Here is a 17,632-nt window from a genome sequence, read left to right as displayed (position 1 = left end):
AGGCCCCGCACGATGAAGCGTACGCCCAGGAGCAGCTGCACCTTGACGCGAGGTTGCCTGCTTCAGCAGTCGAAGGTCTGGCAGGTCCGCCGCCGTGACTGGTCTCCATGAATGCAAATATGTGCAACGCCGGGAGCAGGAAGCCGGCTGTGTAACACTGAAAACGAGCGCTTGGCCCAATAATGGCGGACAGAAAAGAGCGGTACCACCAGGTTCGGATGCATGGTTGCTCCGGGTAAGCCGCTGATCTATGTCTGACACTGTTGTTTTACGTGGGCCCGAGCGGCCAGACCTGCTGCGCCACGAGGTGCTGGCCGATATCTTTGAAGCGACTGCCGCAGCCCACCCCGAACAGATCGCGCTGATCGAGGGGCAGGGCGAGATGCTGCGTCAGCGCAGCTATGCGGAACTGGACGCCGATGCCAGCCGCGCCGCGCACCGGCTGATCGAGGCCGGCATCCGCCCCGGCGACATGGTGGGTCTGTGGCTGCCGCGCGGCATCGAGCTGCTGACGTTGCAGCTGGCGATCGCCAAGACCGGCGCGGCCTGGCTGCCCTTCGATGCCGAAACGCCCACTGAACGCATCGCCACCTGCCTCGACGATGCGAATGCCAAGGCGCTATTGATAGCGCAGCGGCAGACGCATCTGGTGAAAGCCCAGGCAGGTATTGCAGCGCAGGTCTTCAGCGACACCGCACTGCTGGCGCCGCTGCCGACGGGTACGGCGCTGCGCCAGCGCGATGGCGCGCAGCCCGAGCACCCGGCCTATGTGATCTATACCAGCGGCTCCACGGGCAAGCCCAAGGGTATTGCCATCACCCAGGGCAGCATCTGCCACTTTCTGCGCAGCGAGAATGCGCGGCTTGGCGTGCACCGGGGCGACAAGGTCTACCAGGGCTTCTCGGTGGCCTTCGACATGTCGTTCGAGGAGATCTGGATCAGCTACCTCGTGGGTGCGACGCTGTGGCTGGCACCCAGAGAGATCGCCGGTGACCCGGAGGCCTTGCCGCGCGCGCTGGTGGAGCAGCAGGTGACGGTGCTGCATGCCGTGCCTACGCTGCTGGCGCTGTTCGCACAGGATGTGCCCAATCTGCGCATCATCAACCTTGGCGGCGAGATGTGCCCCGAATCGCTGGTGGCACGCTGGGCCAACCGGGAGGACGGTGGCCGCCGGCAGATGTTCAACACCTACGGCCCCACCGAGGCCACGGTGTCGGCCAGCCTGGCCGAGCTCAAGGCCGGCGAACCCGTGACCATAGGCACGCCGCTGCCCAATTACGGCCTGGTGGTGGTGCAGGTGATAGAGGCCGACAGCTTTGCGGTCGGCACCGCGCCCGCTCTGGTGGGCTTGCCGCAGGGCGAGGTCGGCGAGCTGTGCATTACCGGCCCCGGCGTGGCGGCTGGCTATCTGGGTCGCCCCGAGCTGACGGCCGAGAAATTCCTCGCCAATCCCTGGGCTCAGGGTCCGCACGATACGCGGCTGTACCGCACAGGGGATCTGGCGCGTATCGACGAGCATGGCCAGATCCACTGCCTGGGCCGGGCCGACGACCAGGTCAAGATCCGCGGTTTTCGCGTGGAACTCGGCGAGATCGAGGCCGTGCTGGCCCAGCAGCCGGGCGTGGGTACCACGGCGGTGCTGCTGCGTCAGGACGAGGGCATGGACCAGTTGGTCGCCTTCTACGTGCCCACTGAGATCGCCGCACCGCCCGCGCATTCCGCGCTGCGTGCCAGCTTGGCCGAGCGCCTGCCGCCCTATATGGTGCCCGCGCGCTTCGAGGCGCTGGCCGAGATGCCGCGCCTGACATCGGGCAAGATAGACCGCAAGGCACTCAAGGTTCGGCAGCTGTCCTCCGCGATGGATGCCTCCGGCTCCGACCTGCCTGAAACTCCGGCCGAGGAAGTGCTGTTCGCGGCCCTGGCCCAGCTTTTCCCGGGGCAGTCCATACGCCGCGGGCTGGATTTCTTCAGCGACCTGGGCGGGCATTCCCTGTTCGCGGCGCGGCTGACCTCGCTGCTGCGCGCCGATGCGCGCTTGGCCCGCGCCACGGTGAGCACCATCTACCAGCAGCGCCACATAGGCCTGATCGCCGATGCGCTGCAGGCCGACATGCTGGCCGACGATGAGGCGGCAGCCGGCGTTGCGCCGCGGCCGTTCCGCATCCATTCCGCATGGAGGCGCTGGCGCTGCGGCGTGGCCCAGGCAGTGGCGATTCCGCTGCTGGTGCTGATCAAGATGGCTCAGTGGCTGGCGCCGTTCTTCACCTATCACTTCTTCACCGGCGACGAGAACGACTCGGTCTGGTTTGCCGTGGCCATGTCGGTGCTGGCTTTCGCGATCGCCACCCTGGCCGAATTCGCGATCGCCTGGGCCGGCAAATGGCTGGTCGCCGGGCGCCTAAAGCCCGGACGCTACCCGCTGTGGGGATGGACCTACTTCCGCTGGTGGCTTGCCGACCGGCTGGTGGAGGCAGTGCCCATCGCGATGATCACCGGTTCCTCGCTGCACCCGCTGTGGCTGCGTGCACTGGGCGCGAAAGTGGGCCGTGAGACCAATCTCGGCTCGATGACGGTGCGTGTGCCCGACCTGCTGGTCATCGGCGACGGCGTCAGTGTGGGCAATGCCGTGAGCCTGGAGAACGCGCGCGTCGAGGGCGGTGAACTGGTGCTCGGCCGTATCGCCGTCGGCAACGAGGTCTGCATAGGCTCATATGTGGTCGTGGAAGGCAATACCTGCCTCGAAGACTGGGCCCACCTCGAGGGGCAGTCGGCGCTGGCCGACGGCATGGTCCAGCCCGCGCGCAGCATCTGGGCCGGCTCGCCGGCGCGGGCCATGGGCGAGTTCGACCCTGCCAGCCTGCCGCCGCGCCAGACTGCCGGGCGGCTGCGGCAGGCCCTGGAGATGCTGGTCTTCCTGGCGGGGGGGCTGCTGGTGGCCATGTTGTTCTTCATGCCGGTGTTCCCGACCTTCATGCTGATCGACGTGCTCGACGTCGAGGCGATCTCGGTGCGGCCGTTGCTAGAGCAGGGCGTGGTCGATGCGGGAGGAGCCTTCATGCTGCGCCTTCTCAAGTTCTTCGTGCTGGCGCTGCCATCCAGCCTGGTGCTGGTGGCCTGCACGGTGCTGGCTGCGGCGCTGGTGCGCTATCTGTTCCTGCCGCGTACGCGGGCCGGCACCTGGTCGGTGCACAGCGGGCGTTACCTGGGCAAATGGCTGGTCAACCAGATCCAGGAGGCGAGCCTGTCCACGCTGCACGGCATCTACGCCACGGTCTACTCCTCCACCTGGTACCGGCTGCTGGGCGCCAAGGTCGGCAAGCAGACCGAGCTGTCCACGGCACTGGGCGTGGTGCCCGATATGTTGACGCTGGGTGACGAATGCTTTGTGGCCGATGCAGTGATGCTGGGCGATGAGCTCATCGATGGCGGCTGGATGACGGTCAAGCCCACGGTGGTGTCGCGCCGCAGTTTCATCGGCAATGGCGCCTATGTGCCCGATGGCTCGACCATTCCCGAGAATGTGCTCATAGGCGTGATGACGGCCGTGCCACGCAATGCGGACATGCAAAGTGGCGACACCTGGCTGGGGGCACCCGCGATCAATTTGCCGGCGCGCGAGGTCGCGCAGGGCCATCCCGAGCATCTGACGTTTGCGCCTTCTGCGTGGCGGCGTGTCGCGCGCGGCTTGGTGGAGGCTGTTCGCATTGCCGTTCCACATGCGCTGGTGATTGCCGTCGGCTATGCCATTGTGCTGGATGCGATGCCTCTGGCTTCTGAAGAGCGCTGGGGGGCCGTGGTGCTGGACCTGGCCATTTCGGGGGTGGTCTTCGGCATCGTGGCGTTCTTTCTGGTGGCGCTGTTCAAATGGCTGGCGATCAGGCGCTACGGCAAGACGGCCGTGCCCATGTGGACACCTTTTGTCTGGCTCTCCGAGGCTGCGACCAATATGTACGAGGGCATGGCCGTGCCCAACTTCCTGCGTTACCTGCGTGGCACGCCCTGGTTGCCACTGGCCATGAACCTGATGGGCTGCAAGATTGCGGCCAGCGTCTATCTGGACACCACCGACATCACCGAGCATGACTGCGTGACCATCGGCGCTCACAGCGAGCTCAACGCGCTGTGCTGTCCGCAGACTCATCTGTTCGAGGACCGGGTGATGAAGATAGACCATGTGTCCATAGGCAGCCGTGTGACCATGGGCGCGCGCTGCACTGTGCTCTACAGTGCCAGCGTTGGCGACGATGTACAGCTCGGGCCGCTGACCCTGGTGATGAAGGGCGAGACCCTGCCTGCGCGTACGCGCTGGGAGGGTGCCCCGGCCGCACCGGCCCGGCGCCGCACCGGGGCGGCCTGATGCAGATCCGGCCCTGCCTCTTTGCCGGCGAGCGGCGAGCCGGTGCGCCGCAGCTGCGGCTGGTACAGGGTCTGGATGCCACCGACCGTGACAGGGCGCGCGGCCAGGTTCGGGCGGCGCTGCGTACCTGTCTGGCACCGGAGCTAGGCTGTACCGAGGCCGAGCTGGAGGTCAGCAATCTGCGCAACCAGGCACCGCAGCTGTTGCTGCGCGGCAAGCCGCTTGCGGCGCCGCACTGTTCCATCAGCCATGCGCCGGGACTGGCACTGCTGGCCTGGCATGACCGGGCTGCGGTAGGTGTGGATATCCAGGCCGTGGACGCGACCGCGCCGCGCCGCGAGCTGGAGGATGTAGCGCGCCTGTTTCTGAGGCCGGAAACCGCTCGGAAGCTTTTGGATATTGCGCCGGATACTCTATTTTTTGAAGCGTTTGCGAGCGCCTGGACGCAGCACGAAGCCAGACTTAAATGCGCTGGCCTGGGTCTGGCTGAATGGAGCGGCTCGCTGCAGGCGAGGCTGACGGGCATGAACTGTGCAGCGCTGGAGCCCGCAGCTGGCTATGCGGGCGCCGTGGCCTGGTATGGCACTGCCGGCAGCGGCGGCGTGCGCTGAACAGGCCCTACATCAGGATTCGATCGCCAAGAAAAAAGGCTGCCGGAGGCAGCCTTGGCGGATGAGCGCAGTGCTTACTGGAAGCCCAGCGTATGCGGCAGCCAGGTGGACAGTGCCGGGATGAAGGTCAGCAGGCACAGCACGACGAAGTGGGCCAGCAGGAACAGCGGCATCTCGCGCGTCAGATCGGTGATGGACACGCGCGTGGACACGGCGGTCACGAACAGCAGGCCGCCGACCGGCGGCGTGATCATGCCCAGCGTGAGGTTGACGATCACCACCATGGCGAAGTGCGTAGGGTCGATGCCCAGGCTGAAGGCGATGGGCGCGAGAATGGGCACCAGAATCATCACGCCGGGCAGCGGCTCCATGAAGATGCCGAAGACCAGCAGCAGAATGTTCACGGCAATCAGGAACATCACGGGCGAGAGTTCCCAGCTCACGATCAGCTCAGACAGATACTGCGGAATGCCTTCCACCGTGAGCACCCAGGCAAATGCTGCCGAGGTCGCCATCACCAACAGCACCGAGGCCGTGAGCATGGCCGAGCGCGCCAGGATGCCGGGCAGGGCCGACCACTTGAGCGTGCGGTAAACCCATTTGCCGCAGACCAGGGCATAGAACACGGCCACGACGGACGCTTCCGTGGGCGTGAAGATGCCGAAGCGGATGCCGACCACGATGAGCACGATGAGCATCAGCGCGGGGATGGCCTTAAAGCTGGTGCTCCACATCTCGCGTGCCGATGGGCGTGGCTCGGTGCTGCGGTAGTTGCGCTTCTTGCAGACCCACCAGTTGACGGCCGCCATGGCCAGCGCGATCAGAATGCCGGGAATGAAGCCAGCCATGAACAGGCCGCCCACGGACACATTCTCATCCTGCAGCGCATAGATGATCATGCTCACCGATGGCGGAATGATGGGGCCGACGATGGCAGTGCTGGCCGTCAGCGCGGCTGCATAGGGGCGGCTGTAACCGGCCTTGTCCATCATCTTGACCATCATGGAGCCGGGGCCGGCTGCATCGGCCAGGGCCGAGCCCGAGATGCCTGAGAACATGGTCAGCGACAGCACATTGGCATAGCCCAGGCCGCCGCGCAGATGGCCGACGAACTGGGCGGCAAAGCGCAGCAGCACGGCCGTGAGCGCACCGCCCGACATCAGCTCCGCGGCCAGGATGAAGAAGGGCACGGCCATCAGCGGAAAGCTGTCGATGCCCGTGAACATTTCCTTGAAGACGATCAGCTGTGGATAACGTCCACCGACAAAGACTGCAAGGGCTGCCGAGATGGCCAGCGCAAACGCCACCGGAAAGCCCAGCGTGAGCAGGACGATGATGGCAACAAATAAAGTGATACCCATGATGTTTCAATCGATCAGTGATTCGTGGCGCAGCGCATGAAACAGGCGCGCCCCAAGTGAGATACACCGAGGAAGGGCCTATGCCGGCCGCGCCGCCCCGCACCGAGGTGTCGTTCCCCTCCCGCGAAGCAAGAGAGGGGGGAAGGCGCGCAGCGACTCAGATTCGTGGCGCAATGCATAAAGCTGGCCTGACCCAGGCCAGGGACAGCGAGCAAGGGCCTATGCCGGCCGCGCCGCCCCACAGCTAGGCTGTCGTCCCCCTTCCAGGGGGAAGGCGCGCAGCGACTCAGGGGGTGTTTCATATAGACGCTGCGGCATCCGCATCCATTTCATCGGACTCGGCGAAGCTGCCTGCGGTGATGTAGCCGCGTGCGATGAACAGCAGATGGATCAGCATCAGCACAAAGCCCACAGGCATGGCGCCGTAGATATAGGAGATCGGGATGTCCGTGGCCGCCGTGGTCTGAAAGCGTGTGGCGTACACATACTGCGACGAGGTCACGGTCATCACGACAAAGAAGATCGCCAGGATCAGCACGACAAAGCCGCGCATGGCCTGTGCCTTGCGGGTGCTCACGCTGCGGTGCAGATTGTCGATGGCCACATGGCCGCCAAAGCGCAGCACCAGGCCGGAGCCCAGGAAAGTGACCCAGATCATCATGTGGCGGGCCACTTCCTCGGCCCAGACGATGGAGTCGCCCGTGGTGTAGCGCAGCACCACATTGGCAAAGACGATGCAGGCCATGGCCAGCAGCAGCAAGATCAGCAGCCAGCGATTGCCGGCCACGAGAATGCGTTCGATACGATCAAGCATAGGAGTGGGGGTGAGCAGAGGCAGCGGCGAAACCTGCCGCAAGAGCCGGCTGCGTCACGGAGTTGAAGGCTGCGTCATCATCGGCGGGAATTGGCGCAAGTCCATTCGTGCTGACCGCAGCCGGGCAAGGACCTGCCTTGCCCAGGAGTGAGAAAAATGCATGGACTGCCTCCGCGAAGGCAGGCCCATGGTGCCGGTGCTTACTTGACGGCGGTGATGGAGTCCAGCGTCTTCTGGCCGAACTTCTTGGCGTATTCCTTGTACGCGGGCTCCAGCGCGGTGCGGAAGGCGGCCTGATCGACCTTCTCCACGACCTTCATGCCGTTGGCCTTGGCTTCTTCAACGCCCTTCTTCTCCACGTTGTCCACAAAGGCGCGTGAGGCCAGCGCACCCTTCTTGGCGGCTTCGGTGAAGGCGGTCTTCTGGGCAGCGTTCAGCGATCCCCAGAACGAGGGCGACACGATCAAGGCCATGGGGGCGTAGACGTGGGAGGTCAGGGTCAGGTGCTTTTGCACTTGCCACAGCTTGGCGGACACCAGCACGGAGATAGGGTTCTCCTGGCCGTCGATCGTGCCTTGCTGCAGCGCACCGATGACTTCGGGCCAGGACATGGGAGTGGGCGAGGCACCCAGGGTGCGGAAGGCCGTGATGTGCACGGGGTTCTCTGTCACGCGGATCTTCAGGCCCTTGAGGTCAGCCACACCATTGACGGCATGCTTGTTGTTGCTCAGATGGCGAAAGCCCTGCTCGCCCCAGGCCAGCGCGATCAGGCCGCGCTTCTGGAACTTGGCCAGCAGGTCCTGACCGAAGGCACCGTCCATCACGGCACGTGCGTGCTGGGTGTCGCGGAACAGGAAGGGGATGTCCACCACGCCCACATCGGGCACGAAGTTGCTCAGGGCGCCGGTGGAGACGATGGCGGCTTCCACGGTGCCCAGCTGCAGGCCTTCGATCAGCTCGCGCTCGCCACCCAGGGCGGAGGCGGGGAACTGCTTGAACTTGTAGGCACCGTTGGTACCTTTTTCCACACCTTCGGCCCAGGCGTTGGCGGCAGCGCCATAGTGGGAGTTGACGGCCAGCGCATAGCCGATCTTGACTTCCTTGCCCTGGGCAAATGCAGTGCCTGCGGTCAGGGCGGCTGTTGCTGCCACGGCCGTGGCGACGAAGGTGCGGCGAATCATGCGCATGGTGTTGGTCTCTCAGAAATGTTTTGAAATGAATCAAAAATTGTAGTGAGTGCCAACCGTGGGTTTTTACGCATCCGGGGGTCGTCTTATACGGGTGGATGCATCGTGTTTGGCGATGGATGGACGTCAAAAAAGGCCTCTGTGCCGGCAAGCACAGAGGCGTTTGAAAATGAGAGCTGCTTGCGCTTGTTTTCAAACGATTTCAGATTGTTTTGATATTGAAATCGTTAATCAAGGAGCGGTTGCGGCTACTATTTTTGCTGAGCCAGCAGCTGATCGGCAAGCTGCACAAAGCCGTCGCCGCGCTCGGCCGTGGTCACATAGCGCGGCAGATGTCTGAGCTGGGGCACGAAGCGTGCGATATTGGCCACGCCCACGCTGTGGGGCATGTGCTCGAACATCTGCTGGTCGTTGGTCGAGTCGCCGATATACACCCAGCGCGACAGCGTGGCGTCCAGATCGATGTCGAACAGCTCGCGTGTGATCCAGCGCGCACCTTCAAGCTTGTTGTGCTCACCGAACCAGCCGTTGATGTGGATGGAACTGACGGTGGCATTCATGCCGGCCGCCTTCATGATGGCCACGCATTCATCGATCTGTGCCTGGGACATGTTCGTGAATTCGCTGTGGTCCACGGCGATATCGCATTCACGGCCGGCCGAATCGGTGGCGCGGCTGGCGCCGGGCACGGTTGCCTCGATCTGCTCAAGCACTTGCTGCATCTTGGCAAAGTTGCGGGCGCGCTCGTCGGCAGATTGCTGGTAGAGCTTGTCCAGGCCGCCCTGGGCATTGCGGCGCAGGGCCACGGCACCGTTCTCGGCCACGATGGCGTCCACGGGCCAGGCCGATGCAAACGGCACGCTCCAACCCACGGGACGGCCGGTGATGGGCACCACTTTCAGACCCGCATCCTTGAGGCGCGCAATGGCGGCCACCACATGCTCGGGCACCACGCCGTCGGTGGTCAGCGTGTCGTCGATATCGGTCAGCACGCCCAGCAGCTTGGCAGGTGTCTGCAGCTCAGACAAAGGACGCAGAAATTCTTGGCTCACAGAAAACTCTCTCGATGTTGATCCTCGCCTGAAGCTAGAGCGGTCCAACTCAGAGACATCGAGCAAGAGCCGCCTCGCAGCGAGGATGTCGTCCCCCTCCGGCGAAGCCAGAGAGGGGGAAGGCGTGAAGCGCCTCAGGGGGGGAGGCTCAGTTCGCTGAGCCTAGTGCCAGGCCCGCATGCTCGCGCAGCGGGTGGAAATGGATCTTGGGGAAACGCTCCTGGGCCAGGCGCACGTCATAGGGGCTGGTGCACAGATAGGCCAGGGTGTCGGCCGCATCATGCGCCAGACGCATGGGGTAGGCGTTCTCGAACTCGCGCAGCTCGGCGGGCGAGTCGGCCGTGATCCAGCGCGCCCCGGTGTACTGGCAGCCTTCCAGGCGGACGTCGCAGTCGTACTCTGTCTTCAGGCGGTGCTGCACCACTTCGAACTGCAGCTGACCCACGGCGCCCAGCAGCATGTTGCCGCCGACATCGGGCTTGAAGACCTGAATCGCGCCTTCCTCGCCCAGCTGCATCAGGCCCTGCTGCAGCTGCTTGGTACGCAGCGGGTTCTTGAGCACCACGGTCATGAACATTTCGGGTGCGAAGAAGGGCAGGCCGGTGAACTGCAGATTGGGGCCGTCGGTGATGGAGTCGCCCAACTGTACGCCGCCGTGAATCGTGAAGCCGATGATGTCGCCCGCATAGGCTTCGTCGACGGCCTCACGGCGCTGCGACATGAAGGTCACCACGGACGTGGGACGCAGCTCCTTGCCGGTGCGCTGCACCTTCATCTTCATGCCAGGGGTGTACTTGCCGGACGCCACGCGCACGAACGCAATGCGGTCGCGGTGGTTGCTGTCCATATTGGCCTGCACCTTGAACACCACGCCTGCGAAGGTCTTGTCTTCGGGGTTGATGGTGACTTCTTCGCGCTGGCGGTTCACTTCGGTGAAGGCAACGCGCGGGCCGGGCGGGGGCGACATGTCGACCACGGCGTCCAGCACTTCCATCACACCGAAGTTGTTCACACCGGAGCCGAAGAACACGGGGGTCAGCTTGCCTGCCAGGAAGGCATCATGGTCCCATTCGGCCGAGGCGCCAACGGCCAGTTCCATGGATTCCAGGGCATCGTCGAAAGCCTTGCCAAAGCGCGCGCGCAGCTTGTCGCCTTCGCTCAGCGGAATGACTTCAAAGTCCTTGGGGCCGCGGTCGCTGCCGGGCGTGAACACCGTCATGCTCTGCGTGCGCAGATTGATGATGCCGCCGAAGCTCTTGCCCTGACCCACGGGCCAGGTGATGGGGCAGCAGGGCATGCCCAGTTCGCGCTCGACTTCGTCCATGATGTCCAGCGGGTCGCGCACTTCCCGGTCGAACTTGTTGACGAAGGAGATGATGGGCGTGTTGCGCTGGCGGCAGACCTCGATCAGGCGGCGGGTCTGCGATTCCACGCCGTTGGCCGCGTCGATCACCATCAGCGCCGAGTCCACGGCCGTCAGCACGCGGTAGGTGTCTTCGGAGAAGTCCTTGTGGCCGGGAGTGTCGAGCAGGTTGATCACATGGTCGCGGTAGCTCATCTGCATCACCGACGAGGCCACCGAGATGCCGCGCTGCTTTTCGATTTCCATCCAGTCGGAGGTGGCGTGGCGCGAAGCCTTGCGGCCCTTGACGGCGCCGGCAATCTGGATCGCGCCCGAGAACAGCAGCAGCTTTTCGGTCAGCGTGGTCTTACCCGCGTCCGGGTGGGAGATGATGGCGAACGTACGACGGCGCCGGGTTTCTGGGGCGTATGACACAGTATTGAGAGCTGTAAATACAGCCGGAGAACGCCGGCTGTGACAACAAAAGGTGCAGCAGTCCGTTTGCCGCACCAGGCCCGCACCCATGCAGGGCAGACCTGTGAATAAGTCTTGAGGGCGCTTATTTTAACGGCAGGGCCAATTCTTGGAGCTGCTGCGGAAATGCGGGCCGGGCGACGTCATTGGCTAAGGCTTGCAGCTGTGGCTGTCGGCAGATGCGCAGCACAATAGGGACTTTGTTTCCGGTCCTCATTTTTCCCTCATGAACAGCGCCCCGCAGGATGTGAATACCTCCTTATCCATCCAGTCTCCTGCCACTGCTGCTCCGGTATGGATCAAGCGCGGCACGCCCGAGTACTGGCGGGTCAGCGTGGCGCTGTTCCTGGCGGGGTTTGCCACCTTCTCCCTGCTGTACTGCGTGCAGCCGCTGCTACCGGAGCTGGTCCACAGCTTTGCCGTCAGTCCGGCCCAGAGCGCGCTGGCGCTGTCGGTCTCCACGGCCTGCCTGGCCGGATCCATCGTGCTGGCGGGGGCCTTGTCCGAGGGGCTGGGGCGGCGCAAGCTGATGTTCATCTCCATGGCCCTGGCGGCGCTGTGCAATCTGCTGGCTTCATTCATGCCTCAATGGCATGCGCTGCTGGCCGCGCGCGCGCTGGAAGGCTTGTTGCTGGGCGGCGTGCCCGCCGTGGCCATGGCCTATCTGTCCGAAGAGATCGATCCGCCCGGCCTGGGCTTTGCCATGGGCCTGTATGTGGGCGGCACGGCTTTGGGGGGCATGCTGGGCCGGGTCGGCATGAGCGCCATGACCGAGTTCTGGGGCTGGCGCCACGCCATGGCGGTGCTTTCGGTGCTCGATCTGCTGGCCGCCCTGGGTTTTGTCTGGTTGCTGCCCCATTCGCGCAACTTCATCAAGAAGACCGGGCTGGGCGCCAGATACCACCTGCAGGCCTGGGGCCGGCATCTGCGCCACCCGGGCCTGCCGCTGCTGTTCCTGATCGCCTTCGGCCTGATGGGCGTGTTTGTCAGCATCTACAACTATGCCGGCTTTCTGCTCAGCGCATCGCCCTATGGTCTGAGCCAGTTGCAGATCAGCCATATCTTCTACGCCTATCTGCTGGGCACAGCCGCGTCGCCGATTGCGGGGGGGCTGGCCGACAGGCTGGGTCGCGGGCCGGTGCTGGTCGCGGGCACTTTGCTGATGGCCTTGGGCGTGGTTCTGACCCTGCTGCAGCCGCTGGCCGCCATCGTGACCGGCATGGTCCTGCTGACGGCCGGCTTCTTTGTCGCGCATTCAGTGGCCAGCGGCTGGGTGGGACGGCTGGCCACGCAGTCCAAAGGTCATGCATCGTCGCTATACCTCTGGGGCTACTACATGGGCTCCAGCGTGCTGGGGGCCGGTGCGGGCTGGTTCTGGTCACGCTGGGGCTGGACGGGCGTGGGCTCCGTGGCCCTGGCCGTGCTGGCGCTGGTCATCATGCTGGCCCTGCGCGTGCAGTGGCTGGCCAAGGTCGCAGCCGCGAACCGGGCCGCTTCTTGATGCCGTCTTGATATCGGCAAGCCCAATCTCTACCCGCTCTTGACGGGCGAATTTCTACAGTTCCTCCATCGCAATCAAGCCGCGTGAACGGCTTGCGGGAGGAATGAAATGAGCATCACCTGGATCGAAGCCCTGGCCGCCCTGACGGCGCTGGGGCTGTTTGCCTATTTGGGCTATGCGCTGCTGCGCCCCGAGAAGTTCTGAAGGGGCTGCCATGCAAGTGCTGCAAGACCTGATTTTTGTGAGTCTGACCGTGGTCTGCTTTGTCGGACTGCTGGGCTTTGTGCGCGCCCTGGCGCGTATCTGAAGGGGGTGGATCATGTGGCTACCCTGGATGGAATTCGCGGCCGTGCTGACGGCGGCGACCTTGCTGACGATTCCCATGGGCCAATGGCTGGCGCGCTGCTTTACCAGCGAGCACCATGGCTGGCTGGAGCGCCTGAGCTACCGTGCCATGGGCGTGAACCCGCAGGAGCGAATGGGCTGGCAGCGCTATGGCGCGGCCCTGGTGCTGAGCAATGCGCTGATGATGCTGCTGGGCTACGGCCTGCTGCGCCTGCAGGGCGCCCTGCCGCTGAATCCGCTGGAGATTGCGGCGCAGGCGCCCGACTTGGCCTTCAACACCGCCGCCTCCTTCATCACCAACACCAACTGGCAGGCCTACTCGGGTGAGAACAGCCTGAGCAATGCAACGCAGATGGTGGTCATCACCTTTCTGATGTTTGCCGGAGCCACCACGGGTGTTGCTGCCGGAGCCGGCTTTGTGCGCGGACTGGCGCGATCCAGCAGCAAGGATGTCGGCAACTTCTGGGTGGACTTCGTGCGGGTGTTCTGGCGCGTGCTGCTGCCGCTGTCCTTCATCATGGCCCTGGTCTATGTCTGGCAGGGCATTCCGCAGACCCTGCATGCCGAAGCCGTGGCGACGACGCTCGAAGGAGGCCGTCAGCAGCTGCTGATGGGGCCGGTGGCCAGCCTGGAAAGCATCAAGCATCTGGGTACCAACGGCGGCGGATTCTTTGCCATGAATGCGGCCCATCCATTCGAGAATCCGACGCCGCTGACCAATCTGCTTCACATCCTCTCGATGCTGCTGATTCCTGCGGGCATGACCTACGCCTTTGGCTCCATGCTGCTGCGTCGCAAGCAGGGCTGGGTGCTGTTTGCAGCCTGCATGGTGATGTTCGTCGGCTTTCTGAGCCTGGTGTTCGTGGCCGAGCAGAACGGCAGCCAGCTGCTGGCGCGCGCCGGAGCCGATCAGCAGTACAGCCTGACCCAGAGCGGCGGCAATATGGAAGGCAAGGAGCTGCGCTTCGGCATTGCCGATACGGCCTTGTTCGTGGCCACCACCACGGCAGCCACCACGGGTTCGGTCAATGCCATGCATGATTCGCTGACCCCGCTGGGCGGCATCACGCCGCTGGCGCAGATGATGCTCAACTGCGTCTTTGGCGGCGACGGCGTGGGGCTGATCAATCTGATCCAGTACGCCATCCTCACGGTGTTTCTGGCCGGCATGATGATAGGCCGCACGCCCGAGTTCCTGGGCAAGAAGATCGAGGTGCGCGAGATCAAGCTGGTCATGCTCGCAGTGCTGGTGCCGCCGGCCTGCATCCTGGGATTCACGGCCCTGGCCGTGCTCTGGCCCGATGCCGCCGCCAGTCTCAGCAACCGCGGCCCGCATGGCTTCTCGGAGATCCTCTACGCCTATGCCTCGGCCACGGCCAACAACGGATCGGCCTTTGCCGGCCTGAACGCCAACACCCCGTTCTTCAACACCACCACCGGCATGGCCATGCTGGCGGGGCGCTTTCTGACGCTGCTGCCCATGCTGGCCGTGGCCGGCAGCCTGGCGGCCAAGGCCACCGTGCCCGCAGGGCCGGGAACCTTCCCCACGGCCACACCGCTGTTCATGGGGCTGCTGGTGTTCGTGGTGCTGGTGGTGGGCGGTCTCACCTTCCTGCCGGCACTGGCCCTGGGTCCTGTGATCGAGCAGCTGCAAATGCTGGTGGGTCAGCTCTACGCCTGACGCCTTCTTCCAAGTGATGCCAATGGTCTGCAGTCTTTGTGAGGCTGCAGACCGGGGAGCAAACATGAAAACATCGACTCAAACTCTTTGCACCTCGGTGCAGCCCGGCCATGCAACAACGCAGCCCGAGGCGCAAGCCGCTTCCTGGCCCCGGCTGCTGGGCGCCAGCGTGCGTGCCGCCTTGCTGGTGATGGTGGTCTCGGGCATTGCCTATCCCCTGCTGACCACGGGCGTGGCACAGGCGCTGTTTCCCCATGCGGCCAATGGCAGCCTGATCGAACGCGAGGGCCGGATCGTGGGCTCGGCCCTGATCGGCCAGCAGTTCGCCGGGCCACAGTACTTCCACGGCCGCCCCAGCGCCACCATGGCGCCGGACCCGAACCAGGAGGGGGTAAGCCTTGCCGCTCCCTACAACGCAGGGCTTTCCGGTGCCAGCAACCAGGGGGCAACGCACAAGGACTTGTCCGAAGCCGTGGCGCAGCGTGCCGCACAGTACCGCTCCGATAACGGTCTGGCCGCAGATCTGGCGGTGCCGGTGGATGCGGTCACTGCGTCGGCATCTGGCCTGGACCCGCATATTTCGCTGGCCAATGCGCTGCTGCAACTGCCGCGTGTGGCGAAGGCGCGAGGGCTCTCGCCAGACCAGGTGCAGTCATTGCTGGCGCAGAAAACAGAGCAGCGCACGCTGGGCCTGCTGGGAGAGCCGCGCGTGAACGTGCTGCAGCTCAATCTGGCGCTGGATGCCTTGCAGCCCGCCAACAGCGCCGCGAAGGAGTAAGCCATGAGCGCAAGAAAAATGACGGCAGGCCGCAGCCTGCTTGACGCCGCGTTGGTGAAGTCGGCGCTCTGGGATGCGCTGCGCAAGCTCTCGCCACGCACGCAGTGGGCCAACCCGGTGATGTTTGTGGTGTATCTGGGGGCAATCCTGAGCAGCCTCTTGTGGTGGCAGAGCCTGATGGAGCCTGGCAGCGAGAACAGCGGCTTTGTGCTGGCGATTGCGCTGTGGCTGTGGTTCACCGTGCTGTTTGCCAACTTTGCCGAGGCCCTGGCCGAGGGCCGCAGCCGCGCTCAGGCCGCCAGCCTGCGCGGCATGAAGCGCGATACCGTGGCCAAGCTGCTGCAGCAGCCGCATTTCGGCAGCTCCTGGATTCCCATGCGCGCCAGCGAGCTGCGCAAGGGCGTGGTCATCTTCGTCGAGGCCGGTGACACGATTGCACTCGACGGCACGGTGATCGAGGGCGTGGCGTCGGTCGACGAAAGCGCGATCACCGGCGAATCCGCTCCCGTGATCCGCGAGGCCGGAGGCGACTTCTCGTCGGTGACCGGCGGCACGCGCGTGCTGTCGGACTGGCTGGTGGTGGAGGTCACGGTCAACCCCGGCGAGTCGTTTCTGGATCGCATGATCTCCATGGTCGAGTCGGCCAAGCGCCAGAAGACCCCGAACGAGATGGCGTTGACGATCTTGCTCGTGGGTCTGACGCTGGTCTTTCTGATGGTCATCGTCACGCTGTGGCCGTTCTCGGTTTTTGCGGTGACGCAGGCCGGCACCGGCTCGGTAGTCGGCATCGCCGTGCTGATTGCGCTGCTGGTCTGCCTGATTCCGACCACCATCGGCGGCCTGCTGTCGGCCATCGGCGTGGCCGGCATGAGCCGCATGATGCAGGCCAATGTCATCGCCACCTCGGGGCGGGCAGTGGAGGCTGCCGGCGATGTGGACGTGCTGCTGCTGGACAAGACCGGCACCATCACCCTGGGCAACCGCCAGGCCTGCGACTTCCTGCCGGCGCCGGGAACGAGCGCCGCGCAGCTGGCCGAAGCGGCCCAGCTGTCATCGCTGGCCGATGAAACCCCCGAAGGCCGCAGCGTGGTGGCGCTGGCCAGGGAGCGCCATGGCCTGCCCGAGCGCAGCAGCGCCGATTTCCCGGGCGAGTTCGTGCCCTTTACCGCACAGACGCGCATGAGCGGGGTGGATCTGCAGGGCGCTCAAGGCCTGCGCAGCTTGCGCAAGGGCGCTGCCGATGCCGTGCGCCGGCATGTCGAGGCGCTGGGCGGCAGCTTCCCGGCTCAGGTGCAACTGTCCGTGGATAACGTCTCGCGCAAGGGCAGCACGCCCCTGGTGGTGGCCGACGGCGCCAAGGTGCTGGGCGTGATCGAACTCAAGGACATCGTCAAGCCCGGCATGCGCGAGCGCTTTGCCGAGCTGCGCCGCATGGGCATACAGACGGTGATGGTGACGGGCGACAACCCGCTGACGGCGGCCGCCATTGCCGCCGAGGCCGGCGTGGACGATTACCTGGCCGAAGCCAGGCCCGAGGACAAGCTGCAGCTGATCCGCTCGCACCAGGCAGCTGGCCGTCTGGTGGCCATGACGGGGGACGGCACCAACGATGCGCCGGCCCTGGCCCAGGCCGATGTGGCCGTGGCCATGAACAGCGGCACCCAGGCCGCCAAGGAAGCCGGCAACATGGTCGATCTCGACTCCAACCCCACCAAGCTGATCGAGGTGGTGGAAACCGGCAAGCAGATGCTGATGACGCGCGGGGCCTTGACCACCTTCAGCATTGCCAACGATGTGGCCAAGTATTTCGCCATCATTCCGGCCGCTTTTGTGGGCACCTATCCGCAGCTGGCTTCGCTCAACGTGATGCAGCTGCACAGCGCGGATTCCGCCATCCTGAGCGCCGTGATCTTCAACGCGCTGATCATCATCGCCCTGGTGCCGCTGGCCTTGCGCGGCGTGCAGTACCGCGCCGTGGGTGCTGCCATATTGCTGCGCCGCAACCTGCTGATCTACGGCCTGGGCGGTCTGATCGTGCCGTTTGTGGGCATCAAGCTCATCGACCTGCTGTTGACCGCGCTCCATCTGGTCTGAGTCGTTTGCCTTTTGGGGCTCGTCCGGGCTCCCAG

General features: G+C 64.7%; 12 protein-coding genes. 7 read left to right on the top strand and 5 right to left on the bottom strand.

Features of this window, described 5'->3' with window-relative positions; all coding sequences use genetic code 11:
• Positions 1–250: 250 nt before the first annotated feature.
• Positions 251–4,357 (top strand): Pls/PosA family non-ribosomal peptide synthetase, encoded by a 4,107-nt coding sequence (locus F3J24_RS13110; RefSeq protein ID WP_167006824.1) that lies wholly within the window; start codon positions 251–253, stop codon positions 4,355–4,357.
• Entirely contained in the window at positions 4,357–4,968 is a 612-nt protein-coding gene (locus F3J24_RS13105; protein WP_167006821.1) for a 4'-phosphopantetheinyl transferase superfamily protein, read from the top strand. The genes F3J24_RS13110 and F3J24_RS13105 overlap by 1 nt, the downstream gene beginning before the upstream one ends.
• Before the next feature lie 74 nt (positions 4,969–5,042).
• Here F3J24_RS13105 and F3J24_RS13100 read toward each other — a convergent pair whose 3' ends face one another.
• From F3J24_RS13100 to F3J24_RS13080, 5 genes are all read right to left on the bottom strand, one after another.
• Positions 5,043–6,329, bottom strand: a complete 1,287-nt coding sequence (locus F3J24_RS13100) for a TRAP transporter large permease (RefSeq protein WP_167006818.1) — start codon at positions 6,327–6,329, stop codon at positions 5,043–5,045.
• Between the two features lie 298 nt (positions 6,330–6,627).
• Positions 6,628–7,143 carry a TRAP transporter small permease gene (locus F3J24_RS13095; protein WP_167006815.1) on the bottom strand — a complete coding sequence of 172 codons (516 nt, stop codon included), beginning with the start codon at positions 7,141–7,143 and terminating at the stop codon, positions 6,628–6,630.
• A 200-nt stretch (positions 7,144–7,343) separates the two neighbouring features.
• Complete coding sequence (locus F3J24_RS13090; protein WP_003059037.1) at positions 7,344–8,330, bottom strand: TRAP transporter substrate-binding protein; 987 nt, start codon at positions 8,328–8,330, stop codon at positions 7,344–7,346.
• A gap of 251 nt (positions 8,331–8,581) precedes the next feature.
• Positions 8,582–9,382, bottom strand: coding sequence for an HAD-IIB family hydrolase (locus tag F3J24_RS13085; RefSeq protein WP_167006812.1), 801 nt, complete (start codon positions 9,380–9,382; stop codon positions 8,582–8,584).
• 148 nt (positions 9,383–9,530) lie between these two features.
• Positions 9,531–11,159, bottom strand: coding sequence for a peptide chain release factor 3 (locus F3J24_RS13080; RefSeq protein ID WP_167006809.1), 1,629 nt, complete (start codon positions 11,157–11,159; stop codon positions 9,531–9,533).
• A 265-nt stretch (positions 11,160–11,424) separates the two neighbouring features.
• On the opposite strand from F3J24_RS13080, the gene F3J24_RS13075 reads away from it, so the two are divergent.
• The 5 genes from F3J24_RS13075 (at position 11,425) to kdpB (ending at position 17,597) form a co-directional block, all read left to right on the top strand.
• Positions 11,425–12,699, top strand: a complete 1,275-nt coding sequence (locus tag F3J24_RS13075; RefSeq protein ID WP_167006806.1) for an MFS transporter — start codon at positions 11,425–11,427, stop codon at positions 12,697–12,699.
• Positions 12,700–12,807: 108 nt separating this feature from the next.
• Complete coding sequence (kdpF, locus tag F3J24_RS13070) at positions 12,808–12,903, top strand: K(+)-transporting ATPase subunit F (RefSeq protein WP_003059029.1); 96 nt, start codon at positions 12,808–12,810, stop codon at positions 12,901–12,903.
• A 115-nt stretch (positions 12,904–13,018) separates the two neighbouring features.
• Positions 13,019–14,725, top strand: a complete 1,707-nt coding sequence (gene kdpA / locus F3J24_RS13065; RefSeq protein WP_167006803.1) for a potassium-transporting ATPase subunit KdpA — start codon at positions 13,019–13,021, stop codon at positions 14,723–14,725.
• Positions 14,726–14,789: 64 nt separating this feature from the next.
• Positions 14,790–15,503 carry a K(+)-transporting ATPase subunit C gene (gene kdpC, locus F3J24_RS13060; protein WP_167006800.1) on the top strand — a complete coding sequence of 238 codons (714 nt, stop codon included), beginning with the start codon at positions 14,790–14,792 and terminating at the stop codon, positions 15,501–15,503.
• A gap of 3 nt (positions 15,504–15,506) precedes the next feature.
• Positions 15,507–17,597: a potassium-transporting ATPase subunit KdpB gene (gene kdpB, locus F3J24_RS13055; protein ID WP_167006797.1), complete on the top strand. Its 2,091-nt coding sequence runs from the start codon at positions 15,507–15,509 to the stop codon at positions 17,595–17,597.
• Positions 17,598–17,632 lie beyond the last annotated feature (35 nt).

It is taken from the genome of Comamonas sp. Tr-654 (genome assembly GCF_011752915.1).
Classification (GTDB): Bacteria; Pseudomonadota; Gammaproteobacteria; order Burkholderiales; family Burkholderiaceae_C; genus Comamonas.
This window is presented reverse-complemented; position numbering and strand designations above follow the sequence as displayed.